31 protein-coding genes are annotated in these 24,966 nt (G+C 35.8%); 1 reads left to right on the plus strand and 30 read right to left on the minus strand.

The window, feature by feature from the left end:
- Nucleotides 1-58: 58 nt before the first annotated feature.
- From F8153_RS04445 to F8153_RS04570, 26 genes are all read right to left on the minus strand, one after another.
- The gene (locus F8153_RS04445) at nt 59-955 is read right to left on the minus strand and encodes a site-2 protease family protein (protein WP_151865161.1); all 897 of its coding nucleotides are present in this window, start codon (nt 953-955) and stop codon (nt 59-61) included.
- A gap of 10 nt (nt 956-965) precedes the next feature.
- Entirely contained in the window at nt 966-1,661 is a 696-nt protein-coding gene (locus F8153_RS04450; RefSeq protein ID WP_151865162.1) for a murein hydrolase activator EnvC family protein, read from the minus strand.
- A gap of 127 nt (nt 1,662-1,788) precedes the next feature.
- Nucleotides 1,789-2,187, minus strand: coding sequence for a methylglyoxal synthase (locus tag F8153_RS04455; protein ID WP_151865163.1), 399 nt, complete (start codon nt 2,185-2,187; stop codon nt 1,789-1,791).
- Between the two features lie 207 nt (nt 2,188-2,394).
- A complete protein-coding gene (gene minE, locus F8153_RS04460) occupies nt 2,395-2,679 on the minus strand; it encodes a cell division topological specificity factor MinE (RefSeq protein ID WP_207707688.1) in 285 nt (94 codons plus the stop codon).
- 17 nt (nt 2,680-2,696) lie between these two features.
- Entirely contained in the window at nt 2,697-3,491 is a 795-nt protein-coding gene (gene minD / locus F8153_RS04465; protein ID WP_151865165.1) for a septum site-determining protein MinD, read from the minus strand.
- A gap of 28 nt (nt 3,492-3,519) precedes the next feature.
- A complete protein-coding gene (gene minC, locus F8153_RS04470) occupies nt 3,520-4,143 on the minus strand; it encodes a septum site-determining protein MinC (protein ID WP_151865166.1) in 624 nt (207 codons plus the stop codon).
- A gap of 168 nt (nt 4,144-4,311) precedes the next feature.
- Nucleotides 4,312-7,116 carry a penicillin-binding transpeptidase domain-containing protein gene (locus F8153_RS04475; protein ID WP_151865167.1) on the minus strand — a complete coding sequence of 935 codons (2,805 nt, stop codon included), beginning with the start codon at nt 7,114-7,116 and terminating at the stop codon, nt 4,312-4,314.
- A gap of 14 nt (nt 7,117-7,130) precedes the next feature.
- Nucleotides 7,131-7,628 carry a rod shape-determining protein MreD gene (mreD, locus tag F8153_RS04480; RefSeq protein ID WP_151865168.1) on the minus strand — a complete coding sequence of 166 codons (498 nt, stop codon included), beginning with the start codon at nt 7,626-7,628 and terminating at the stop codon, nt 7,131-7,133.
- A 14-nt stretch (nt 7,629-7,642) separates the two neighbouring features.
- Complete coding sequence (gene mreC / locus F8153_RS04485; protein WP_151865169.1) at nt 7,643-8,473, minus strand: rod shape-determining protein MreC; 831 nt, start codon at nt 8,471-8,473, stop codon at nt 7,643-7,645.
- Between the two features lie 12 nt (nt 8,474-8,485).
- Nucleotides 8,486-9,508 carry a rod shape-determining protein gene (locus F8153_RS04490; RefSeq protein ID WP_151865170.1) on the minus strand — a complete coding sequence of 341 codons (1,023 nt, stop codon included), beginning with the start codon at nt 9,506-9,508 and terminating at the stop codon, nt 8,486-8,488.
- Nucleotides 9,509-9,534: 26 nt separating this feature from the next.
- Nucleotides 9,535-10,233 carry a RadC family protein gene (gene radC / locus F8153_RS04495; RefSeq protein WP_151865171.1) on the minus strand — a complete coding sequence of 233 codons (699 nt, stop codon included), beginning with the start codon at nt 10,231-10,233 and terminating at the stop codon, nt 9,535-9,537.
- A 4-nt stretch (nt 10,234-10,237) separates the two neighbouring features.
- Nucleotides 10,238-10,831 carry a Maf family protein gene (locus F8153_RS04500; protein ID WP_151865172.1) on the minus strand — a complete coding sequence of 198 codons (594 nt, stop codon included), beginning with the start codon at nt 10,829-10,831 and terminating at the stop codon, nt 10,238-10,240.
- Between the two features lie 8 nt (nt 10,832-10,839).
- Entirely contained in the window at nt 10,840-11,088 is a 249-nt protein-coding gene (locus F8153_RS04505) for a DUF4321 domain-containing protein (protein WP_151865173.1), read from the minus strand.
- A gap of 232 nt (nt 11,089-11,320) precedes the next feature.
- On the minus strand, nt 11,321-11,824 hold the full coding sequence (locus F8153_RS04510; protein ID WP_151865174.1) for a Gx transporter family protein: 504 nt from the start codon (nt 11,822-11,824) through the stop codon (nt 11,321-11,323).
- Nucleotides 11,825-12,151: 327 nt separating this feature from the next.
- Nucleotides 12,152-12,982 carry an RnfABCDGE type electron transport complex subunit B gene (locus F8153_RS04515; RefSeq protein ID WP_151865175.1) on the minus strand — a complete coding sequence of 277 codons (831 nt, stop codon included), beginning with the start codon at nt 12,980-12,982 and terminating at the stop codon, nt 12,152-12,154.
- Nucleotides 12,983-12,995: 13 nt separating this feature from the next.
- Complete coding sequence (gene rsxA, locus F8153_RS04520; protein WP_151865176.1) at nt 12,996-13,577, minus strand: electron transport complex subunit RsxA; 582 nt, start codon at nt 13,575-13,577, stop codon at nt 12,996-12,998.
- A gap of 13 nt (nt 13,578-13,590) precedes the next feature.
- Nucleotides 13,591-14,193, minus strand: a complete 603-nt coding sequence (gene rsxE, locus F8153_RS04525; protein WP_151865177.1) for an electron transport complex subunit RsxE — start codon at nt 14,191-14,193, stop codon at nt 13,591-13,593.
- Nucleotides 14,194-14,210: 17 nt separating this feature from the next.
- Entirely contained in the window at nt 14,211-14,771 is a 561-nt protein-coding gene (locus tag F8153_RS04530) for an RnfABCDGE type electron transport complex subunit G (RefSeq protein ID WP_151865178.1), read from the minus strand.
- Nucleotides 14,764-15,717, minus strand: a complete 954-nt coding sequence (locus tag F8153_RS04535) for an RnfABCDGE type electron transport complex subunit D (RefSeq protein ID WP_151865179.1) — start codon at nt 15,715-15,717, stop codon at nt 14,764-14,766. Before F8153_RS04535 ends, F8153_RS04530 begins: the two co-directional genes overlap by 8 nt.
- Before the next feature lie 22 nt (nt 15,718-15,739).
- The gene (gene rsxC / locus F8153_RS04540) at nt 15,740-17,068 is read right to left on the minus strand and encodes an electron transport complex subunit RsxC (protein WP_151865180.1); all 1,329 of its coding nucleotides are present in this window, start codon (nt 17,066-17,068) and stop codon (nt 15,740-15,742) included.
- Between the two features lie 225 nt (nt 17,069-17,293).
- On the minus strand, nt 17,294-17,836 hold the full coding sequence (locus tag F8153_RS04545) for an ATP-binding protein (RefSeq protein WP_151865181.1): 543 nt from the start codon (nt 17,834-17,836) through the stop codon (nt 17,294-17,296).
- A 170-nt stretch (nt 17,837-18,006) separates the two neighbouring features.
- Nucleotides 18,007-18,729, minus strand: a complete 723-nt coding sequence (locus tag F8153_RS04550) for a PHP domain-containing protein (RefSeq protein ID WP_151865182.1) — start codon at nt 18,727-18,729, stop codon at nt 18,007-18,009.
- The gene (locus tag F8153_RS04555) at nt 18,726-19,061 is read right to left on the minus strand and encodes a DRTGG domain-containing protein (protein WP_151865183.1); all 336 of its coding nucleotides are present in this window, start codon (nt 19,059-19,061) and stop codon (nt 18,726-18,728) included. Before F8153_RS04555 ends, F8153_RS04550 begins: the two co-directional genes overlap by 4 nt.
- Before the next feature lie 11 nt (nt 19,062-19,072).
- The gene (locus F8153_RS04560; protein ID WP_207707686.1) at nt 19,073-19,507 is read right to left on the minus strand and encodes an ATP-binding protein; all 435 of its coding nucleotides are present in this window, start codon (nt 19,505-19,507) and stop codon (nt 19,073-19,075) included.
- An 11-nt stretch (nt 19,508-19,518) separates the two neighbouring features.
- Nucleotides 19,519-19,875, minus strand: coding sequence for a hypothetical protein (locus tag F8153_RS04565; RefSeq protein ID WP_151865184.1), 357 nt, complete (start codon nt 19,873-19,875; stop codon nt 19,519-19,521).
- A 24-nt stretch (nt 19,876-19,899) separates the two neighbouring features.
- Nucleotides 19,900-20,784, minus strand: coding sequence for an SPOR domain-containing protein (locus F8153_RS04570; RefSeq protein ID WP_151865185.1), 885 nt, complete (start codon nt 20,782-20,784; stop codon nt 19,900-19,902).
- A 317-nt stretch (nt 20,785-21,101) separates the two neighbouring features.
- On the opposite strand from F8153_RS04570, the gene F8153_RS04575 reads away from it, so the two are divergent.
- Nucleotides 21,102-21,542, plus strand: a complete 441-nt coding sequence (locus F8153_RS04575) for a hypothetical protein (RefSeq protein ID WP_151865186.1) — start codon at nt 21,102-21,104, stop codon at nt 21,540-21,542.
- Between the two features lie 19 nt (nt 21,543-21,561).
- Here the strand turns inward: F8153_RS04575 and F8153_RS04580 are convergent, their stop codons facing one another.
- From F8153_RS04580 to nadE, 4 genes are all read right to left on the minus strand, one after another.
- Nucleotides 21,562-21,825, minus strand: coding sequence for a hypothetical protein (locus F8153_RS04580; RefSeq protein ID WP_151865187.1), 264 nt, complete (start codon nt 21,823-21,825; stop codon nt 21,562-21,564).
- 254 nt (nt 21,826-22,079) lie between these two features.
- Nucleotides 22,080-23,123, minus strand: coding sequence for a C40 family peptidase (locus F8153_RS04585; protein WP_151865188.1), 1,044 nt, complete (start codon nt 23,121-23,123; stop codon nt 22,080-22,082).
- Nucleotides 23,124-23,329: 206 nt separating this feature from the next.
- Entirely contained in the window at nt 23,330-24,049 is a 720-nt protein-coding gene (locus F8153_RS04590; protein WP_151865189.1) for a YebC/PmpR family DNA-binding transcriptional regulator, read from the minus strand.
- Nucleotides 24,050-24,219: 170 nt separating this feature from the next.
- Nucleotides 24,220-24,963: an NAD(+) synthase gene (gene nadE, locus F8153_RS04595; RefSeq protein WP_151865190.1), complete on the minus strand. Its 744-nt coding sequence runs from the start codon at nt 24,961-24,963 to the stop codon at nt 24,220-24,222.
- Nucleotides 24,964-24,966: the final 3 nt, after the last annotated feature.

A 24,966-nucleotide genomic window follows, 5' to 3' on the forward strand; every position in this document is an offset into this window, starting at 1 on the left:
TGATCCTCACTTGCCTTTTATAAGTATATGATAACATAAAAACCTTTAAAATATGTTTTTAAGAGGTTTCTTTTTCCCTTATAAAGTCTAAATACATTGAAAGGTTTATGTCACCACCGTAAATACTAATACCATCAATGATTTGACTCTCAGTTATGGAAGCCACCAATTCTCCATTGGAATTAATAACTCCTATATAGTGATATTTTCCCGAAGAAAAGTATTTAAACACGGTCTTTAAATCAACTGTCTCCATAACAGTTAAATGTTTACTATCCATGATTCCTTGCTTGACTAAAGTCTTCTTCCGATGTAATATCTCTCTCACCAGGATGTATATAGACATCTGTCTTTCTTTATTGGATTGATGGTATATATATATAGCTATAAAAACTACATAAAGGTAGGAATAAGAGTAATAAACAAGATAAGCTCCTGAAACAAACAGTATCAGGCTTAATAGCTTTCCAATACCAATTGTAATTAATGTAGCTTTATGATTACCTAATTTTCTTGAGAGATATGCCCTCAAGATTCTTCCCCCATCTAGAGGAAATACTGGAATTAGATTAAAGCCACCAATTATTATATTACTAAACATAAAAAAATGAAAGAAGTAATCTTGAACTATATTAAAATATATAAGTATAAAGGACAACAAAGAAAACAAGATGTTTATCATTGGCCCTGCCAAGGAAATGATCATTTCCTCTATGGGTTTAATATGATAAACCTCCTTTAATCTTACCACTCCCCCTAAAGGAAAAAGTTCAATCTCTAAAATTTGGATATTATAGTATCTTGCTACTATTGTGTGGGATAACTCGTGTAGGAAGGTTATCCCGAAAACAATGATTATTTCCCATAGGAATCCAAATATCCAGTAGAATATAAAAACCAGTAATAGAAAGGGATTGAACCTTATTAAGATACCACCCAACTGTAATTCCTTCATGGCACCACCACTATAAATTGGTTATGGCATCCAAATTAATGAACTCCATGGGATCCTGGGGTTCCTTTCGATACCACACTTCGTATAAGAGCTTATTGGAAGTCCTCCCCAATATATCTCCTTTGTTGACACGCTGATTGATCTCTACATAAACCTCCTCAAGATACTTATAAACAGAAATTAACTCCCCTTTATGCTTAAGGACGATATAGTGTCCATAGGTTTTGTTATGATTTTTTTCTAATATAACCCCCTCCTCAGATACTAAAACCTTATCATCATTACCCTGTATTAAAATACCCTTTAAGGGATTATCACCCTGAGATGCCACATCCTTAAATCTCGATACGATTGTACCTGACATTGGTAGTATGAACTCCTTTTTATTACCATCAATGTTAAAGACGGAAACTACCCGCTGGCTTCTCAGAACAATTTTTTCTCCCCAACCAACAACAGCATTATAGGTTCCCTTGTAATTAAAGCTCCTATTTAAACCTCCCTGTATATTATCAAAAAGACTCTTTTCAAATTTATTGTCAATGAACCTGATGGTTAATAAACAGCAAAATATCATTATTGCCGTTATAGCTTGAGCTATGAATCTCTTTGGATAAGATTTTATAAAAAGCTGTAGGGGAGGTTGATATTTATCCTTAAAATTACTACTATAATAACCTATAGGCCTCCTTTTCAACCCCTTCATCCTTGGCCACTCCCTTCCTTTAGATTAATATAATATATTTATATGATAAATAGATTATTACTTATCCCTTGGAAGGAAAGAGGAAATAAAAAAGACTATTCATTAATAGCCTTTTAATCGTAATGTTTTAATCTCTAACATGTTTTCTCCATTCAATGTCTCCTCGTTCAAGCCCTCTAATTAAAATTTCAGCAGTTGCAAGATTTGTTGCAACAGGAATCACATGCACATCACATAATCTTATTAATGCTTGGATATCAGGCTCATGGGGCTGAGGAGTCATAGGATCCCTTAGAAAAATCACCATATCCATTCTATTTTCGGCAATTACCGCTCCTATTTGTTGGTCGCCGCCAAGGGGTCCCGATTGAAATCGATGAACCTTTAGACTTGTAACCTCCATGACTCTTTTTCCCGTTGTACCCGTAGAGAATAAGTTATGGTTCTTTAGGATATTTTCATAGGCAATTACAAAATTCATCATTAATTCCTTTTTATTATCATGGGCGATTAATGCTACGTTCATATTTAAACCAATCCTTTCGCATCAAGGAAATGAAAAGTGAAAATAAGTAGATGACCAAATCTCTGATTTGAGTCAGTCACTTAGCTAGGAACTTGATACAAACTTTCCTTGTCATACTTCCGTAGTTTGTAGCGAATTAACTAGCACCCTTAATTCAACATTCAACATTTAACATTCATCATTAACTTAATCTTTTTACTATAGCCCTTATCGATATCGATCCTTCATCTTCTTTATGGGTATATTTGCAACTAAGGCTGGTATGGTTGACTCATCTATTTCCCTCTTGGTTTTTGTGATCTTAATGTCTAAGCCCTCTTCATCAATTTCCATATAATCAGAAATAACTCTAATGATATCACCCTTCACCATTTCAAGAAAATGAGGAGAACAATTTGTTCTGTCATGTACCAAAACCAACTTTAATCTTTCTTTTGCTACATTTTTGCTTGTCCCACTATCTCTGCTTAAAAATTTAAAAAGATCCATGATATCTCCCCTTTCTGAAGCTATTTTAATCCAAATATTTTTCTTAGTTTTGAAACAAAACCTGTATCAGTTTCCATATTTAAAAATGGTACAGTTTCTCCAGTTAATCTCTTTGTAATATTTCTATAGGCTTGACCGGCCATAGAACTAGAATCCGTTACTACTGGTTCTCCCTTATTGGTAGAAATAACGATGGACTCATCATCCGGCACTACTCCTAAAAGGTCTATTGCTAGAATATCAATCATATCTTCGATATTCATCATATCTCCCTTTTTTACCATATCAATACGTATACGATTGATAATTAATTGAGGATCTCTAAGTTCAGCTGCTTCCAATAACCCTATGATTCTATCAGCATCTCTTACTGCTGATATTTCAGGAGTTGTAACAACGATTGCTTTATCAGCTCCTGCTATGGCATTTTTAAAGCCTTGCTCAATTCCAGCTGGACAATCAATCAAAACAAAATCGAACATTTCTTTAAGGGATTCAGTAAGCCTTTGCATTTGTTCGGGATTAACTGCATTTTTATCTCTAGTTTGAGCAGCTGGCAATAAAAATAAACCTTCATATCTTTTATCTTTAATCAATGCCTGCTTTATACGACATACACCCTCTACTACATCAACTATGTCATATACAATACGGTTTTCTAAACCCATTACCACATCTAGATTTCTTAAACCGATATCTGCATCTACCACCACTACCTTGTAACCCAATTGTGCTAGGCCTGTTCCTAAATTAGCTGTTGTTGTAGTTTTTCCTACTCCACCTTTGCCTGATGTAACTACTATAACTTGTGACATTAATTGACCTCCTATCATATCCTTAAATTTACTTTCTTCCTAAGTAGGGTTCTATAAAAACTGCATTATTGATTATTCTAGCCATTTCTGGAACAGAAGGCTTATCATAATATCCATCAGGTGACCTTGCAATTATATCCGCAATCCTTAGTTGGGTAGGTGCTAGATAAAAAGCTGCTACACAGGCCTCCTTATTTCCATTACTACCCGCATGGGCGATACCCCTTAAACTTCCCATAATGATGATGTTTCCTTGAGCAATCACCTCTGCTCCAGGATTTACATCCCCTAAAACTACTAGGTTTCCAGGATAATTTATCCTTTGCCCAGATCTCAGGGTACCATGGTGAAACTTCGTCTTCCCTTCGTAAATACCATTAAAAACCTTAAGGGTAGAATGTGCTACATCTTCCTCCTTATGAATAATCATTTGATAACGTGTAGACATCAAAGCCTCAAGCTCAACCTTCTCATTCTGGGTCATGGTATCACATAAAATATCCAAAATCTTTGCTCCTTTAAAAAAGGAGTTAGTAGCCTCTAGCTTACTGATCAACTGATCTTTAATTAAGTCAAAGTCAAGGCCTGGCTTAATATATACATATAAACCTTTGCCTGTACCCTTAAACTCTATAACATTTTCTTGAACCATTGACGATTACCTCCACCAAACTCTACTCGGTTTATCCTATTTACATTCTCCAAATAAGCCTTAAATCCTGCATTTTTGTTTAAAAAAACTTAGGTACTTTGGTCCATATTAAATATACAAAAAAACACCCATTGAGTGTTTTTTTTATATATATATTTGATATTGTATTTATCTTGTAAAGGTATTGTCTAAGGCATTGTAGCTTTGGGTCTCTATAAAGTTTAATCCCATATATTCTGCAATAACTTCCCTTACAATTGGTCCTCCATAGCCTCCAGAGCCACCTTGAAAAATAAGGACGGAAATGGCTATTTCAGGGTTTTCGTAGGGAGCAAAGGCTGTAAACCAAGCATAGTTATCATAATCCTCTTTATATTCATCTAAATCCACAATCCTCAATTTTCTAGGGCTAAGTTGAATTATGGCCAGCTTCATAGCATAGATATCGTCCTTATACAAGTCATCCTCTGGATTTTCAAGCCTTAGCTCTACCATTCTAGCTTCAACAGCCGCCTCACCTACACCAAATCTGTGAAGATTATCCTTTAAATATTGTATTTCATCTACAGGAGGAATTTTCCCTGATCTTTGGGCGGTACCGGTTTTACCAGCCACATCTACTGGAAAATTGGTAAAGGAGGTTCTGGCGGTTCCGGTTTTTGTTACCTCCAACATTCCTAAATTAACATGATCTAGGTTGCTATAATCATTTAATTTCACCCGTTCAATAAGTTCTGGTGGATCTTCTAAAACTAGCTGTCCGTTGGAATCATTAATTTTTCTTAATACACTTGAACTGTAACGATATCCGCCATTGGCTAGAATCGACATATAGCTAGCCATTTGAATGGGGGTATAGGCATGTTCCCCTTGACCTATGGAAAAGTTCATTGTATCTGCAATACTCCAGCTTGCCTGTTTGAAGTAGGTATGAACGATAAGATCTGCATAGGTACCTGCAATATCGGGGTTAATTCCTTTATCGACAATTCTATTGTAGACAACTCCCCTAGAGGGGTTTTCTTCTATCCAGCCTATGATTTCCTCAATTAGGGCATTGATATTTTCCTCAGTAGGATTGATAATGGTGGCATCAAAATCCTGAGGCTTTAAAAGTCTTTTTAGCTGTCTTTCCAAAAGAACCTTTATGGTTGATGTCTTCCTTTCAATATTAGGGACTCCTCCTGAGAATTCCGTTGGTATATCAATTTCGATACCGGTTTTTTCGTCCAATCCAAAACGATTGGTATAATCAATCATGGTATGAACATCCATTTTTGCAGGTAATGGTTTATTTGATCCATAATTCCACCCTGTTCCTAAGGAGTAAAAATATATGTTATTTGAATCAGCGATGGCCTCATAAAGATTTTGGTATCCAGCAGTTGTTTTACTCTGATTCCATCTCCAGTTACCAAAGGAATGTCCACCAATTTTAATATATCCTATATCAAGAATTTCATAGGTTGGGCTTAACCCCTGCTCTAAGGCTGCCAATCCAACCAAGGGTTTATAAATGGAGCCAGGCTGTACAGCTGTTCTCATGGCAATATTATTAAGGGGTCTTGGCGCCAAGGGATCCCTTTCATTTTCAGGCATTAGGCCCTCCCAATCAGAAGAGCTTATCCCTGTTGCAAACAGATTTGGATCATAGGATGGATAGTTAGCCAATGCCAATACCTCTCCAGTTTTGACATCCATAACTACTGTTGAAGCTGATGTAGCATTTTTCCTCGGGCCGCTTGTAGTAGATACAAAGGTATTCTTTCCCCATTGGGTTTCATAAACCCCACCAACCCGTATTTCAGCTAGAACATCCTTTACTACTTCCTCTGCTTTCTTTTGTAGATTTAAGTCGATGGTTAAAAATAATGTATTACCAGGAATAGGTTCCTTCGTTTCCAAAACCCTTATTAACCTTCCATTGGAATCTACAATAACCTTTTGATAACCATCCTCCCCTTTAAGATATTCTTCAAACTTATGCTCTACTCCTGTTTTTCCAATTAAATCTCCAGGTGCATAGTCAAGCTCTTTAATATATTTATCGATTTCCCACTGCTGAGAGATTTTACCAACATAGCCAAGTACATGGGCAGCTGTCTCTCCCTCTGGATAAATTCTCACGGGTTCAATCGCTACATTTATTCCTGGAAATTCGTTAATATTTTCTTCAATTTGAACCACCGATTGCTGGGATATATCCTTTGCAATTTTTACAGGCTGAAATTGAAGATAGCTCTGCTTCCTTAGCTGCTCCCTAATAGCCATAATTTTTCGTGCATCTTCATTAGAGTATTCCTCTGGTAGCTTATATATTTTCTCTCTAACAGTTAAGAAGGCCTCTTCTGCTGATATTGAGAAATCCTTTATACGATGGTCTACTAACCAGTTTTCTTTTTTCATTTCATCAGTAAATTTCCAAGTTTGTACTGAAATTGGGATGGATCCCATAACCTCTATTAGCTGTCTTTGGGCTTCAAATTTATCTTCCCCCTCTTGTATGTTATGGCGTTCTAACAAAATTTCGAAGGCTTCTTCTGCAGAAGTTACCTCCTCCAGCAGATTGTTTTCCTTCCAAGCCCTAAGCTCTGTATCATAGGTGAATTCATATTGTCCTGTTTCAGACAACACAATAGGAAATTCATCTGTATATTTATCATCATTGGACTCGAGAATCTTAACAATATTCATAACAACCTCATTGATTCTTTCGTCAACAATTTCACTCTTCATGATTTGCACAGTAAAGCTAGGTCTATTGCCTGCCAGTAGGCGACCATATCTGTCTCTTATTTCCCCCCTGGGTGCTGTTAAAGGAATGGTTTTAAAGATTCTATTTTCTGCTTCTTCTCTATAGGTCGCACCTTGAACAATCATAATGGAAGCCAAGCGAAAAAAAATCACGATTATTACAATTATAAAAGCAATTAATACAACGTTAAACCTATCCTTTAGTTTTTTCAAAATCATAGGATCACCTTTACCTAATATCTTTTTTTCAACCGATTTGTTTTATATAGCTTCGAAATAAGAAGATAAATGAATATAGATAAGAATGAATTATAAAGAACTTCAATGATTAGCATGTTCTTAAAAACATTAAAAAGCTCAATTCTATACCGCATTAAATATAAAAAAACCATATTAATCGTCTCGAAGGCTACTGTTGAAGCAGCAGTTAAAAGAATGGGTACTATCGGATTATCTTTATACAATTTTTCATTGATGGATCCCATTGTATACCCAATTAGCATATAAATCATGGCATTTAACCCTACCATCTTTCCAAAAATAATATCTTGAAGCAACCCCGCTACAAAGCCAGTAATTGCCCCCTTACCCTTTCCAGTAAAAATACTGATGGAAACAATTAATACTAAGGCAGTATTGGGCAAAACTCCAAAAATAGCAAAGTATTGGAATAATGTAGATTGTAAAATTAAGTTAATAATTAATAAAATACCTATGATCGTAGCCTTCACTTGCTTTTCCCCTTTTACTCTATTACTGTGGGCTTCATCACTAAAACCTTTGTTATACGCTTGAAGTTAACAGCAGGTTCAATTTCTATATTCTTCGTTAGCTGATTGCCCGATTGATTAATCCCTTTAATCTCTCCAATAAGAATTCCTTTTGGATAAATTCCTATTCCAGAGGTAATCAGCTTGTCCCCAATCATCACATCAGCCATAGTATCAAATAAATAACCTGATAATTCGTTGGATATACTACCTGATATAATCCCTTGAATACTGTTATCCCTTAGTATTTGAAAGCTTACAGAGCTGTTATTATCAATTATAGAAACAACCTTGGCCCAGTTTCCTCCTACTTCATAAACCTTGCCTACTAAACCATTTGCTGCAACAATAATACTATCCTTTGTAACACCATCCATTGTACCAACATCAATGGTAAACACATTAAACCAATTACTAGGAGATTTTGCAATTACATTGGCCACCATCGATTGATAGTTTTCTTCCTCTTCAAACTGATTTAACGTAAACCGAAGGGATCTTAGTTCCTCTAATTCATCCCTTTCTAGCCTAAGGTTTATCACTTCGCTTTGTAGCTCTTCTAGCTGTTTTTTCAATTCTTTGTTTTCTTTATTGATTTTACTAAAATTGAACAGAGAGCCAAAGCCTTCTCCCAAAGCATTTACGCCGGTACTAAAGACTCCTTGAACTGGTGAAATAATATTCCCCACCCATTCTTCAATTTTAGTTAATCCCTCTCTCTGTCCAGCAGTAACTCCCATTATGATAATGAGAATGATAGCGACTATTGCCACTATCATTGCTGTTCGATCTTTAGCAGTTCTCATGTCCCCACCAACTTATCTTTTTGATGATATTAATACTCTCTTAAGGGTTTCTATTTCCTCTATGGTTTTCCCTGTTCCTAAAGCAACACAATCAAGAGGATTTTCTGCAATTTTTACAGGCATTCCTGTTTCTTTTTTTACAAGCTTGTCCAAGCCATCCAGTAAAGCTCCTCCCCCGGTTAGCATAATACCGATTTCCATAATGTCGGCAGCCAACTCTGGTGGTGTCTTTTCTAAGGTGTATTTAATTGCATCGATTATGTGTCCAACAGGCTCACGTAGGGCTTCTAAAATTTCTTTTGATGTTACCTCAAGGGTTTTAGGTAATCCCGTTACAAGGTCTCTACCCCTTACAGGCATTTTTTCTTCCTTATCTTTAGGATAGGCTGAGCCTATATTGATTTTTATTTCTTCTGCTGTTCTTTCACCAATCATTAGGTTATATTCCCTTTTAATATAATGGATAATGGACTCATCTAATTCATCTCCGCCTACTCTGATGGACTTAGCAGTTACGATTCCGCCTAATGAAATGATGGCCACTTCTGTAGTTCCCCCACCGATATCTACAACCATGCTTCCAGTTGGCTCCTCAACAGGTAATCCTGCACCTATTGCAGCAGCCATAGGCTCCTCAATCAAGTAAGCATCCCTTGCACCTGCTTGATAGGCTGCATCCTCAACAGCTCTTTTTTCAACCTCTGTAACACCAGATGGTACACAAACCACTACCCTTGGTGAAAGGAGGGTTCTACGATAAGCCTTCCTTATAAAATATTTTAACATACTTTGTGTAACATCAAAATCAGCAATTACACCATCCTTCATAGGTCTAATTGCAACTATATTTCCTGGGGTTCTTCCAATCATTTTTTTTGCTTCTTCTCCAACAGCAAGAACGGTTTTTGTATCACTTTGTATGGCAACAACAGAGGGCTCCCTTAATACAACACCCTTTCCTCTAACGTATACCAATGTATTTGCAGTTCCTAAGTCAATTCCCATATCCTTTGAAAAAATTCTAAAAAGTCCCATTTATTATTGCTCCTTCCTATTTATGCCTACATGAATGCCTTTTCCTTTAGACTAATATAAATACCATCACCTATAATGATATGATCTAATACTTTAATTCCAAGTAAATCTCCAGCCTCTAGTAAACGCTTAGTTATATTGATATCCTCTTTGCTAGGAGTTGGATCTCCACTAGGATGATTATGAACTAGAATAATTGATGAACTACTTCTTTTTATTGCACTAATAAAAACCTCCCTTGGGTGAACAATAGATGAACTTAAATTACCAACTGATATGTTCTCTATCGATATAACTTCATTTTTTGTATTTAAAAGGAATATGTTAAAATACTCTTTTTTTAAGTAACGCATTTCTTCCATGATTAAAGCTGTCACATCTTCAGGACCTTTTATTTTATAATTATTAGCCTTTGTTGATAATGCTATACGCTTACCAAGCTCTACTGCAGCAATTAATTGTGAAGATTTGGCCAATCCAATTCCCTTTATTTTACTTAACTCTTGTACGGTTGAATTGGTTAAAACCCTTAGGCCCTCATCCTGTGCTAAAATCTTTTCGGCCAAAGAAATGGCCGACTGCTCTTTATAACCAGTTGATAAAAGAATAGCCAATAGTTCAGAATTAGATAGTTTATTTGCTCCATAATTTAAGAGCTTTTCCCTTGGTCTTTCCCATTCAGGGAGTTTTTTTATCCCTACTGTTCTGTAGCCATCCAGCTTCATTTCTTCACCCACTTATCCTAGGTAATAAAGAGATTTTAAAATCCTTTTCCATCCTGTTGTTAAGCTTAAAAAGGGGTAATCCTACTACATTAAAATAGTCTCCCTCAATTCTTTCTACCAATAGAGACCCATAACCTTGAATACCGTAGCCTCCAGCCTTGTCCATAGGCTCACCAGTGGCCACATATCTTGCTATTTCCTCAGGGCTTAACTTTTTAAAATAGACATTTGTAGTTTCAGAGTCAAGAACTTCTTTGCCATTAGCTGTTGAAATAATTGCAAAGCCTGTAATGACCTGATGTTTTTTACCCGAAAGGATGGTTATCATATTATACGCATCCTCTTTGTCTTTTGGTTTTGCCAAGAACCCATTACAATATACGACGGTATCTGCAGCTATGATGATTCCATCTTCATCGAGGTCCTCTTTAACCTTTAGGGCCTTTCTATATGCAATCTCCTGTGCCAGCTTTACTGGATTAGGATTCTTAATTTCTTCTTCATTTATATTACTAACCATGGTTTTAATTGGTACACCAAGATTTGAAAGAAGTTCCCTTCTTCTTGGAGATTTAGAGGCCAATATCAGCTGTAACATATAATCACCTACAATCTATTAAATATAACTACTGCCAAAAGCAAACCAATTAAACTTGCTACATTTATTTTAATAAGTAAAGAAAAATTTAAATAAATAACACTTAAATCTAACTGAAAGTTATTGATCCCTAAAGGACCCGGTCCATAGGATAAAAAGGGAAGCAGATCCCCCAGGGCATCCCCTATTAAACTGCCTAAAACAACCCCTGTTATGATTAATAATACCAAAAGCCATGGATTACGATATTTGCTCATGTGTAAAAATGCCCCCCCAACAGAAAATTGAAAATGGAAAATTGAAAGTTGAAAATTACTTGAAGAAAATGTTCTAAGTGTTTTAAGAATTCATATAATCAATGTTGAATGTTGAATTGATGAAGAAATTTCTTAAGCAAATTCCGACAAGGTTTTTAGTTTTAAATTTTCTGACTGCAATTTACCCTCATCATTTTTAACTATTCACTATTAACTATTAGTTATTCACTACCTAAAAATGAGGTTTTACCTTCCCCACTGTAAAGTTAGAAGTAATTCCTATAAATATTCCAGTCACTATACTAACCATCATCATAACCGGCAAATAGCTAAATATTTTTATGTTATTAATGATTAAACTGGCAACTGTTAATTGAGCGATATTATGACCTGCGGCACCGACTACGCTAATGCCAATTAAACTAAAGGTCTTTTTAAAAAACCTATAGACAATCCACATTAAAATCGTACTAACGAATGCACCTGCCATACTGTAAATCATAGAAGTTACTGCACCTGTTGCTAGTCCACCGATTAGACTTCTTAAAAGATTGACAGATAATGCATATTTTAAACCAAAGACTACTAAGGTAATTAATCCAATGATATTTGCCAAACCCAGCTTTGCTCCTGGTGCTATACCGATAAAGGGATTAGGGATAAATCCTTCAATTATATGAAGGGCAAGTCCCAATGAGGTTAACATAGCCAATTGTACCAATTTACGAGTATTCATTAAAATCCCACTCTCTGCTAATTATATGTGCTTGATTACCTATTCATTTTAACACAATTTATGGATAATTAGAATTCTTTAAAAAACTATTTAATTCCTCTAAACTCCTGATAATTCTTTATAAAAACCAATCATTAAAAGTTTAACATTAATGCTTTTATCTTACAAGTAGTAAATCTTAGCTATATTTAATTAAATCTATCACAATAAGAAGTTGGTCATCCATGAATGAGAGATTGCTAATGGGTCTTTAGAACCTTATTGTGTTCACAAATAATAGTAGGAGGCGAATAAAAGATTATCCGCCTCCTACTATTATTTGATTAATTACATTGCTTCTTTGTTTTTATCTCTTCTTTCGAAGTTTCCTTCAATAGCTTTAGTTGGGCATTTTTCTACACAAACAAAGCAATTGGTACACTTCTCATAATTAATAAAGGCTAAGTTATTTTCAAAGTCTATAGCTTCGTATGGACAAGCCTTTACGCAAATTTTACATGCTATACAAGCTACACTACATTTAGGTCTAACAACCTTACCAGTTTCCTTATTGTTACAGGTAATCACAACATCTTGCTCATAAGGAACCATATCTATTACAGACTTAGGGCATACCTCTATACATTTACCACAGGCAGTACATTTTTCCGGAATAATTTTTGCAATTCTTCCATCAACAATTTCGATTGCATCAAAGGGGCAAGCCCTTACACAGGTTCCAAGACCCAAGCAGCCATACTGACAGCTTTTGCTTCCGCCAGCCACCATTGTAGCTGCAACGCAGTCTTCGATCCCTTCATACTCGAATTTTTCTTTGCATTTTACTGTATCGCCATTACAGATTACCTTGGCAACCTTTTTAACCCCTGCAGTTGCCTCTACTCCCATGATTTCTGACAGTGCAACAACACACTCATTGCCACCTACTGGACAGCCCTCAATTGGAGCTTCACCTTTACAAATAGCTTTTGCAAAGCTATCACAACCGGGATAACCGCAGCCACCACAATTTGCTCCAGGTAGGGCATCCCTTACTGCCATAAACTTAGGGTCAACCTCAATAGCAAATTTTTGAGAAGCATAGGCTAGACCTGCACCAAATAATAAACCAAGGCCCCCCAGACTCACTATAGGATAAACAATAGTTTGTAAATTCATCTATATCACTCCTTTATACCAATCCAGCAAATCCTAAAAAAGCTAGAGACATTAAGCCAGCAGTAATTAATGCAATAGGAAAGCCTTTAAAAACCTCAGGTACATTATATAATTCAATTTTTTCACGGATTGCTGCAAATAGTACGATTGCTAAGGTAAAACCAAGGGCAGCACCAATACCATGAACTACTGAACTTATTAAGTTTAATTTTTCTTGAATGTTTAATATAGCTAATCCCAAAACAGCACAATTGGTGGTTATTAAAGGCAAGTACACACCAAGGGACTGATATAGGGTAGGACTAGTCTTTTCAATTACCATTTCAACAAATTGAACCAGGGCTGCAATTACCAATATAAAGGCAATCGTTTGAAGATACTCGAGACCTAAATTTTCTAATATTGCAACCTGTATGATATAGGTAATTAGAGCAGCCATTGCCATAACAAAGGTAACCGCCATCCCCATTCCAAAGGCCGTTTCTACCTGCTTGGAAACACCCAAGAATGGACATATACCTAAGAACCTAGATAATACAAAGTTATTTACTAATATTGAGCTAACTAATAATAAAAATATACTCGTTACCGACAAATCCTACACCTCCTTATAGTTCATTTAATTCTTTTGAAGTAATTCTATTAAATAAAGCTAGTAATAGACCTAGGGCGATAAAGGCTCCAGGAGGCATTGCCATTACCCTTGCAGGGATAAAGGATTCTCCTAATATAGCTGCACCAAATACTGTACCAGCACCTGTAATCTCCCTTACTATACCTAAAATAACTAAAGCAATTGTAAATCCTAAGCCCATTCCTACTCCATCAACGATAGACTTAAAAGGTGAGCTTTTAGAGGCGAAGGCTTCAGCCCTAGCTAATATTAAACAGTTAACAACTATTAACGGAATAAAAATACCTAATGCTTCATATAAAGCAGGTAAATATGCATTCATCAACATACCAACCACCGTTACAAAGGTTGCTATAACAACTATAAATGCTGGTATTCTTATTTTAGAAGGGATAAAGCCCTTAATTAAAGAAATTACAAAATTCGATCCTAATAATACAGCTGTAGTTGCTAAGCCCATGCCAAGCCCATTAAAGGCTGAATTGGTAACGGCTAGGGTGGGACACATTCCCAAAAGCTGTACGAATACGGGATTGTCAAATACTAAACCTCTTGAAAAAATTCTACCCAGTTTCATATCAAAACACCTCCACCTTACCGATTCTTCAGCTTATCATTAAATAAGCTACCAGCACTGTTGACACCAGAAACAACAGCATTACTTGATACCGTAGCACTGGTTACAGCCTGTATTTGTTGATCTTCTGTTGGATTATCTTTTGTAACAACAAACTCTTGTGTTATATCCTTACCAATATATTGATTAATATAGGCTGCATCTGCAATTTTTGTTCCTAGACCTGGAGTTTCCGTATTTTGTCCAATTTTAACACCTACGATTTCTCCAGCCTTTGTAACACCTACTAAAACCTCAACAGTTCCATTATAACCATTAGGAGTAGTTTTAATTGTGTAGCCTACAACGTTACCATTGGCAAAACCTTCATACACTTCTACTATTATATCACCCTCTACACCTTCTACCATTATAAATTCATCGGCTTCAGGAAGTAAAGCTTCTATCGATTTAATATTCTCTGCCTCTAATCGCGCATTAATTACACCCTGTGTAATATCATTGGTGATTCCTAAAACAAAAGCAGCAACTGATGTTATTAGTAATAGTATTAGACCTAATTTAATAACTTCACGCATTTTGCTTATTCACCTCCCCAAAAACTCTTGGGCTTGTAAATCTTTCGATAAGTGGTGCTGCAACATTCATTAATAGGATTGCAAATCCAACCCCTTCATTATAGGCACCAAAAATTCTAATCATTGCAGTAATGATACCGCATCCCAAGGCAAATATAATTCTACCCTTCTTTGTGATCGGTGAAGAAGCATAATCAGTTGCCATATAAATGGCACCAATAAATAGTCCACCAGATAATACATGGTATAGCATAAATTGAAGATCAAATTGACCATAGATAAAGGTTATTATAGCAACTGTACCAATAAATATTCCTGGTATTGTAATGGAGATAACCCCTCTATATATTAAATATAGTCCTCCAAGGGCTAAAAGTATAGCAGAAGTTTCTCCCATTGATCCAGCTATATTCCCAAAGCCTATATCGAATAATGAAGGTGCATTTGCTGGTAGCGCTGTAGCTCCCTTAACAAAGCTTAATGGAGTTGCACCAGTTACTGCATCGGCTCCTGGCTTAATCCATCCAGTCATAGGCCCAGTGAAAGATAAGGTTAAGAATATTCTAGCTGCCAAAGCTGGATTCATAAAGTTTTGGCCAATACCGCCAAATAATTGTTTAACAATTCCAATAGCAAAGGCAGACCCAATGACGGGAATCCACCATGGAGCTGAGGCAGGTATATTTAGTGCTAACAAAAGCCCCGTAATAACAGCACTAAAATCATTTATTGTAACAGGATGTCTTCGAATTTTTTGTATAATCAACTCCGTAGCTAAAGCTGTAGCTATGGACAATGCGATTAATATTGCAGCATTACTTCTAAAGAAGAAGATTGCAGCTATAGTTGCTGGCAATAATGCAATAACAACATCTAGCATTATTTTTTGTGTAGTATTTTCTGATCGAATATGTGGAGAAGAAGATACAGTTAATCTTTCTACCATCGTTTTCTTTCCCTCCTATCAATTACTTATTTTGTTTTCTTTTTTTGGCTATAATGTATCTCTTAGCCAAACGAATGCCCTGTAATAAATTAATCTTTGAAGGGCAAACATATGAACAGGAACCACATTCTATACAATCAAGAGCTCTATATTTTTCTGCAGACTCCATCATATCTTTTCTTGCAAAATTATTAATGTGGACAGGTTGAATAAAGGCTGGACATATTTCCACGCACTTACCACATCTAATACAGGCCTTTTCATCAGGTAGCTTTGCTTCCTCTTCAGTAAAGAATAATAGTCCTGAAGAGCCCTTTGTAAGACTAACCTCATCATTATGCTGAGCAATTCCCATCATTGGACCACCCATAATAATTTTACTAGGTGCCACATGATAACCACCACATTCTTCAACAATATCCTTAATGGATACACCCACTTTAATAAGAAGGTTTTTAGGGTTTTTAATAGCTTTACCGGATACAGTGGTTATTCTCTCCACAAGAGGCATACCAGTTTTTAGGGTCTTAGCCACCTGTGCTGCAGTACCAACATTGTTAACGATTACCCCAACATCCATTGGTAATCTGCCAGATGGCACTTCCTTCTTTACGCAAGCCCATATAAGCTGTTTTTCAGCTCCTTGAGGATACTTGGTATGAAGGCCAACCACTTGGATATTTGGATAGTTAGCTACGGCCTTTTTCATAACATCGATGGCGTCAGGCTTGTTGGATTCTATACCAATATAACCCTTTTCGACACCAACTACCTTCATCATTGCCCTTAAACCATAAACTACATCCTCTGGAGTTTCCAACATAAGCCTATGATCGGCAGTTAAATAGGGCTCACACTCTGCACCATTTAAGATGATGGTATCAACCTTCTTATCTGGTGGTGGTGATAGCTTAACATGGGTTGGGAAGGTAGCACCACCCATACCAACAATTCCTGCTTCCTTGATAATTTCAAGGATTTCAGCAGCTTTCAAATCTTCAAGTTTTCCCTTTGGTGAAACTGAAGGATGCACTTCATTTTTACCATCAGCTTCTATTACAATTGACAATACATCCTCACCACTTACTGAAGGTCTTTTTTCAATAGCCTTAACAGTACCTGAAACACTAGAGTGTACAGGTGATGAAACAAATCCTTTGGCTTCACCAATTTTTTGTCCAATAGCCACGGTGTCACCAACAGCAACTATCGCTTCAGCTGGAGCACCAATGTGCTGCTGTAAAGGAATTACAACTACTTTGGGCTCTACAGCCTTTTCAATCGGTAGATGAGCAGTAGGTTCTTTAAATTCAGGCGGATGTATGCCACCTTTAAAGGTTAAAAAACTCATATTTTTTTCACCCCTTACATAAATTTTGTGAAAAATTAACAACCTATATTATTTCTACATAATTATGAGATTACCTTTTAACATAAAAATAAAAATATCGCATACTGTATTCTGATTTGAACAGTATACTATATTTTATTGATGGGTTGAAATAGTAATTTATCATAACTATTAGCCAATAATATTTCTTGTTACTATGCTCCTTATATAATATTACAAAATTAATTACTTAACAAGCATTTTTACTGATTCTTCTAAATACTCCTTAATCCATCCAATTATCTGCACATCTGTTATTGGAACACCTTCAATGGATTTTTTGATTTCCGAAGTACTAAAAAAAAGTTTTTTTTGATTATAAATATGCATGTATTCCACATCAATCTCCTCACCAGAAAGGATTAATGTGATTATTGTGTCAACAATATTCCCTAGAGGAACCCTATCTATATGGCTATGCTGAAAATAAACCTTTACCTTAGTGCCAATATTTTTTTGAGAAGTTATAGCTAAGTCTCCTTCACATTGCTGAGCAGCAGCTTTAAAAAGAGATAGACCTAATCCTACCCTTCTTGTAGTTCTTGAGGTTACAAAGGGGTCTAGAACTTTATCCAATAGCTCCTTCTCCATACCAATTCCATTATCTTCAATAATAATTTCCATTAAATCCTGTTGTATATCCTCTATGATCGTTAGTTTTATAATAGAGGCTTTTGCCCTTATAGAATTCTCTGCAACATCTAGAATATGTAGAGCAAGTTCCTTCATAAATAATCAGTCCTTCCTTGGAAGCTAATGGTATGTATATTAAATGTTAAATGTTGAAGATTGGATTTGTCTAATCAAAAGGTTTATTATTTTTATAGCTTGCATTTACTGAAGGTATATCTATCATTACCAATCCTTAAGTATCATTTTCAATTCTTAATTCTTAATTCTCAATTTTCTTTTTTACTTCTTAACTTATCTATTACCGCTTCAGCCGTTAACCTTTCAACTTCTAGAAAGGATTGTCTTTCTAATATGCTACCCAAGTGGTGGGCATCGGAATTTACTATATATCTATAGTCTTTTAGATATGGATACTTCTCATTAAACTCTACTAAATTGCACCCCATGGTTATTTCTAATGTTGTAAGCATTAAATTAGGGGATATAAAACCAAGATTCGATAGGATACTATAGGAATGTCGATCTATGTGGGCGGGAATTACTGCTCCGTTTAATGAGTATACCCTTTGAATAATTTCTTCTAAAGATAGAGATAGAGTATTATTAAGGAGAAATTCATATTCTCCTATTATCTCGTCCCTTTCATTGTATAATCTCTGATTTCCAAAGATTTTTGTATTATTATCATCTTGAGGAAGATATTGATTAATAATTTTTTGAAAATCATTTGCTTCTTCCATCCCACTAAATAGAGTCAGTAGATGGACCTCTTCTTTAGAGGTAATCTCTGCCCCAGGTATAATTAATATTTCTTTTTTATCGGCTACCTTTAGAAATGCCTGTAAATTTAAAGTGCTGTTATGGTCGGTTATTGCAATAACGTCAAGACCCTTTAATTTAGCCATATTAATAACATTGTTAGGAGTCATCTCATCTTCAGAGCAGGGGGACAAGCCGCTATGGATATGAAAATCATAGGCTATCTTCATTCTAATCTGCTCAATTCTTTAATCTTTAAAGCTAATTGATAGGCAGTTAATGTACTTCTTAACAATGGTATACCTTCTTCATTAGCCTTAGAAATGGTGTTTTCATCAATAGCGGCACCTTCTGGGATAATGATACATGCTGCCTCTGCCAACAGAGCTACAGCAACAATATTCACATGGGTTTGTATGGTTATCCATATGCTTCCCGGTTGAAGTTTAGCCATTACCCAGCTTAATAAGTCACTGATATAAACCCCTGTATATTTGTTATTGAGCCCATTGGCTCCACCTACCACTTCCAAGCCAAGCTCTTCCACCAGTATCTTAACCATTTCAATTCCTCCTAATCATTTGCTTTTTTTAAGTAGATAATCATTGTAACAATAGTAGGGCTGCTTTCTGAGGATTGGATATCGAAACAATCGGAGCACCTCTTCATATTCGGTAGCCCCATACCAGCACCAAAGCCTAATTCCCTTATTTCACTTGTGGCTGTCGAATAACCCTCCTTCATGGCTAGCGAGATATCCTTTATTCCAGGACCTTTATCCTTTGCCACAACCTTAACCTTGTCCACATCAACGGTAAGCTCAATTACGCCTCCTTCAGAATGTATGATGATATTCATCTCAGCCTCATAGGTGGCAACAGCAGCCTTCCTTACTGTATCGGAGGGTATTCCCAACTGCTTTAAAACTTTTTTAATATTACTGGAGGCTTCCCCTGCCTTTGAGAAATCATGTTGAATAATATCAAAAGATATTTTTATATTTTCCAAAGCAGCCCCTCCTATTTGTGAACTATATTGGCACCATAAAGACCATTGCTATAGAGTATACCACAGCTTGCGAATAAAATATGCCTTGTTACTAGAATGGTGATTCCATTCTCCTTAGCCAATTCTAAAGTTTCGACATCTGGCATCTTTCCTCTTACAAATACAATAGCATTAATATCAATCATTTCTGCAGTTCTTATAGTATGGGGATTCACTAGTCCAGTTAAAAGTATGGTCTTGTCCGATTCAAAGGTAAGGACATCACTCATCAAATCACAAGCAAAGGCCGTCCTAATCTCACGGTCTAAGGTATCTTCCCCCGTTAATACATCTGCCTCCAACAAACGCTGCACATCCTTTAAATTCATTTAGTAACCCCTCCAAAATTTTTGTCATTTGATTACTTCAACTATTCTAAATAGACTATCAAGGTATAAACTATAAAGTCTATATTCTTCTATTTCAGCGGCTCCCTCCAACAGCTCCAGAGATTTATTTATGTTGCTATCCTGGTAATGAATCATTTTATCTATAGCCATCTTGTCTGGTAGGCCTTTTATATCACCCACCTTATCAATTCCGTCCTTCAGAGCTCCAAGAATAGTTTGTTGTTTTTTTAACAATTCGATATAGTTGGTTAAATCTCCTTCTTTTTGAAAAAAAATATACCACTCTTCTGATTGTTGATCTACGTTATCAATTAACTCATTTATAGCCATCACGATTCCATCAACAGTACTATGGTCCTCCTCACCAGCCATAACTTCTCTAATAGGTAAGTGCATTTCACTTATATAGGCATCACTAAAAGTCTCTCTTAGGGAGGTTAAGCTTGCCTCTATATAAGCCCTCTTAGTATATCCTAAAGCATATACCTTATAGCTGTTATCAATTTGATATGCAATATAAGACTTCTTATTTTGATTAAGCTGCGAAATCAACCTATCTAGGTTTTCTTTATCCGACAGACTGGCTATTTGTATCGTATAGATAGAAAAGGGGTTGATCTCACCTACTAGGGTTACATCACCAATAGGACTTTCTTGAGGCTCAGGACTCTCAGCCACTGGACTTGTCACGTCATCATTCTCCCCTTCACCCTCAAGGCCTAATTCATCCAACACATCTTCTGTATTAAGGGCTGGTAATACAAACCTCTCTGTAATATTTAACCCAATATAGATTGCCAATAAAGGTAGTACTATACAGAATAAAAAGGCTAGAATAAAACTACCCCTTCTTCTCCTTCGGTTAACCGTCAACCTGCTTCTTTTCATAAAATTTTCCTCCTATCGACTTAATCCTCTTATTCACTTTCTATCCTTAGACTTGTCTTTCTATATATATAATATGAAATAGCTAAAATATTCCTTTTGAAAGTTTAAACAATATTCAAAAATTCGTAATAGAGTTAAAAGTATATGATTTAATGATCAACACTCCCTCACAACATTAGCTACTCTTAAATGTAACAGCTCAATTTAGACTTACTCTTGTAACCAAAATTTTCCTGACAATAATGAAATTTCCTTATTTATTATAAAAACGAAATATAATATAACAAGGTTATCTTCCTAAAGAGAGGGGCTAGCGGATGAAGAATTTTTTTAAGGGAACAATTGTTATAGTTTTTATATCCTTTGCATTATTTCTAATTCATGATTATTGGCAGGTTAAAAATTTTTCTAGTGAGTTTATTGGCTTTAAAGAAGTAGTAAGTTATGGAGTATTTGATGTTTTAATTTCCTTTATACTGTTTTTATTTATTACATTACTTAATAAAGATCTAAATTGGTTAATAAGGGGCTGGAAAATTAAAGACATGATCATTATTCTGCAGTTTAGCCTATTGATTGGTTTATTTAGCCAAAGTTTTGGGAAAATACCCTATGAATACGGACAAACCTTACTTAATACTGATATTAAGTTCCTAGCATTATTGAGGTATATTATAATACCCCTGGCATTTTTTATCAGTAGCTTCATTTTAAAAATCACCACTAGAAAGCAAGATAAATATCGTATAAAATTCTAAAACTGGCATTTAGCCAGTTTTAAATTTTATTAAACTCTTTATTAATATATTCCTTAATCATTTTTTCTTCCTCTTTGGTAAATTCATATCCATGAACCGCCATCCCTTCATCCAACAATTGTACTGCCTCCAACTGCTTTTGACCGCTAGTAGAATAGGTAGCTTGAACCATTGGATTAACCAGCTCCCATCTTGAGGCAATCCTCTCTTCAGGGGTTACTTTCAAAAACACCTCCAGCTGATTATGACCATTTTCAATACTTTCTATCCCTTCTATTTTCATTTCAACACCTCTTTTTTACTTAGTTTAAGCAGAGTAATTAAAAATATAAGCTTAGATTTATTTTTCCATACTCATGGTATTATTATGATCCTGAACCTTTGATTTAACATGTCTACTGTCTTCTTAATATATATGGAATAAGGCCTGTAAAATAGAGGATCCTCGTAATTATGAAAAAACAGTGGGGTAAAACCTCCATCATTGCTGCCAACAATAAACAAAGCCCACCCATTTTTATATAGGTAGGCCTAATATTAATCTGTTATTCTTCTTGCCTTCAAATATCGATTATAGTAATACCCAGAGTTCATTGTGGCTATTTCCACTTTACCGTTGGAGCCCGATTCTGCATGAATAAAACTTCCATCTCCAATGTAGATCCCTACATGAGATACCCCTCCATTTCTATTCCTGCTGGTATCGAAGAAGACCAAATCTCCCATTTTTAAATCCTTTTTTTCTATAGCGGTTCCAATGGTTGCTTGCTCACTAGAGCTCCTTGGAAGCTTAATCTCTAACTGAGAAAAAACGTAGTATACAAAGCCAGAACAATCAAAGGCATTGGGGCCTGCTGATGCCCATTTGTAGGGTTTACCAATTTCCTTCTTTGCCAACTCAAGGATTATATTGTCTCTTCCTCCACCCCTTGTTGCATAGGGATAATTCTTTAAGCTAACAATCCCAGCACTAGGGTCTTCATCTTGGACTATATCAATGAATTCCTTCCTAATATATAGCTGATCATCATTAATCTGAATTTCATAATGGCCAGCTCGATAACCAACGATCTGTACAGTGTCACCTTCCTCCAACTTATATGACAAATCACCAGCATCGAGGGATGTACACTCCTTTAGCTTTCCAACAACTATATACTCTAATTCTTCAATAAAATCGTTATGAACCCAACCTACTTCTCCTTCATAATCGATCTTCGTCCAATCCTCTGTTCTTTCTAGCTCTATCAATATCATATCCTTTGACAGGGTTCTTATTATTGGATAATTTGTTCCTGCATCTTCTCTAAGATTTAGCACATTTACAGTAACCTTATGCTTTATAGTATCTTCAGTTATTTTCAAAATCCTTTTCTTATCAATGGAGTATTCACCATCATAAATCCTTATAATATAGGTATCCGTGTTCTCGGCAAAAATAGTGACCTTTTCACCCTCATAAAAGGTTTCTTCATTTACTAATGTATCCTCAAGTATAATACCTTCATCTGCAAATGCGATCATACAACTGCTTAAAATGATGGTAACAACCATTGAAATAACAAAAACAGTTTTTTTCATTTTCAGCGCCCCTAAAATTTTGTTATTGTGTATAATAATTCCTCTTCAGTAACTATTTTATGCAATACAATGAAAATCACAGTTAATAGGATTCTCTATTAAATTCAACAATATAATCAAAAATCCTTCTTTCTTATTAGGGAATAATACCTATAAATTTTAAAACAGTAGATTCTATTGGAAGCTACTGTTTTTTGATTATCAATCTACTCCTCCTGATTCCAATTATGATGAACCTCTTGCACATCATCATTGTCCTCAAGCATATCGATTAGTTTATTCATTTTTTTAACATCATCACCCTCTAGGGATGCGGTTGTTGAAGGGATTTGAACAATGTCTGCGTTGAGGAAGGTGTAGCCTTCCCCTTCAAGGACTTCTTTTACTGTATTGAAGTCTTCTGGGGTTGTTATAATTTCAAAGGCCTCTTCATCTGGAAGGAAGTCCTCTGCCCCTGCTTCAATTGCAGTCATCATAAGACTATCCTCATCTATAGAGTCGTCATTTTCTAAAAGGATTTGACCCTTTCGTTCAAACATAAAGGATACACAGCCTGATGTTCCAAGATTTCCACCATTCTTATCAAAGGCATGTCTTACGTCACCAGCTGTTCTATTTCTATTATCCGTTAGAACCTCAACAATTACGGCAACTCCGTTGGGTCCGTAGCCTTCATAAGTGATATGCTCAAAGTTATCTCCACCAGCTTCTCCAGTACCCTTCTTGATAGCTCGATCAATATTATCATTTGGCATATTTGCTGCCTTGGCTTTATCAATAGCAGTTTTTAAAGTGGCGTTATACTCTGGGTCTCCACCACCCTGTCTTGCAGCAACGGTTATTAATCTTGCCAGCTTTGTATATATTTTTGCCTTTTTTGAATCCTGTTTATTTTTCCTATCAATAATATTGCCTATACGTCCCACAAAATTCACTCCTTATCTCTTACAGAAAATATATATGTATTGTATAGTATATGGATAAAAGCATTTCATAGGAATTAATTCGAACCTATGAAACAAAATACATCTCCATAGAAATGATGCACATTCATTTTAGCACAATTAATATCAGGTTGCAATCAATCCTTATAGGGCTATATTTTAGGATAAGGAGGCATTTCTCTTTTATGTTGTGATATTCTATGAAGTCTTTCAATTATTTCTTGATCTTTTTGTAAAATTTCCTCACCATTCAAAAAGGCATCTATGGCCTTATAGGTGGTTCCCATTTCTGCTTCATCCGTTTGACCCTCCCATAAACCAGCCGAAGGCTGTCTGTCTAGAATTTCTTGGGGTACTCCTAAAGCTTTGGCCCATTGATAAACCTCGTATTTTTTCAGGGTAGCAATTGGTAGTAAATCCACCCCTCCATCACCATACTTCGTAAAGTATCCTGTATAAACCTCCGCTGCATTGTCAGTTCCAACAACTAAATAGTTTAATTGATTGGCTAAAGCATATAGAGTACTCATACGAAGCCTTGCCCTTAGGTTGGCATCGGTGAGCTTGTTATTACCCTCATTAAATAGGTTTAAAGCTTGAAGGGTCTTGTTTACCAAAGCCAACATTTCCTGTTGCTGAGGAGATAAATCAATAATAATATGGGTGATGCCCGATTGCTTAACCAGTAGAAGCCCATCTTCCACATCCTTGGGATTACTCTTTATAGGTAATATTACCCCTAGCGAATTTTCAGGAAAAGCCTTTTTTATAAGATTGGCAACAACTGCAGAATCGATTCCCCCCGATATTCCAACCAATAGCCCCTTTGTACCCGAGACCTTAACCTTTTCTCTAAGCCACTCAACAACTTTATCAATCCTATTTTCTATATCCACAAA

The organism is Alkaliphilus serpentinus (assembly GCF_009017255.1).
Classification (GTDB): Bacteria; Bacillota; Clostridia; order Peptostreptococcales; family Natronincolaceae; genus Alkaliphilus_D; species Alkaliphilus_D serpentinus.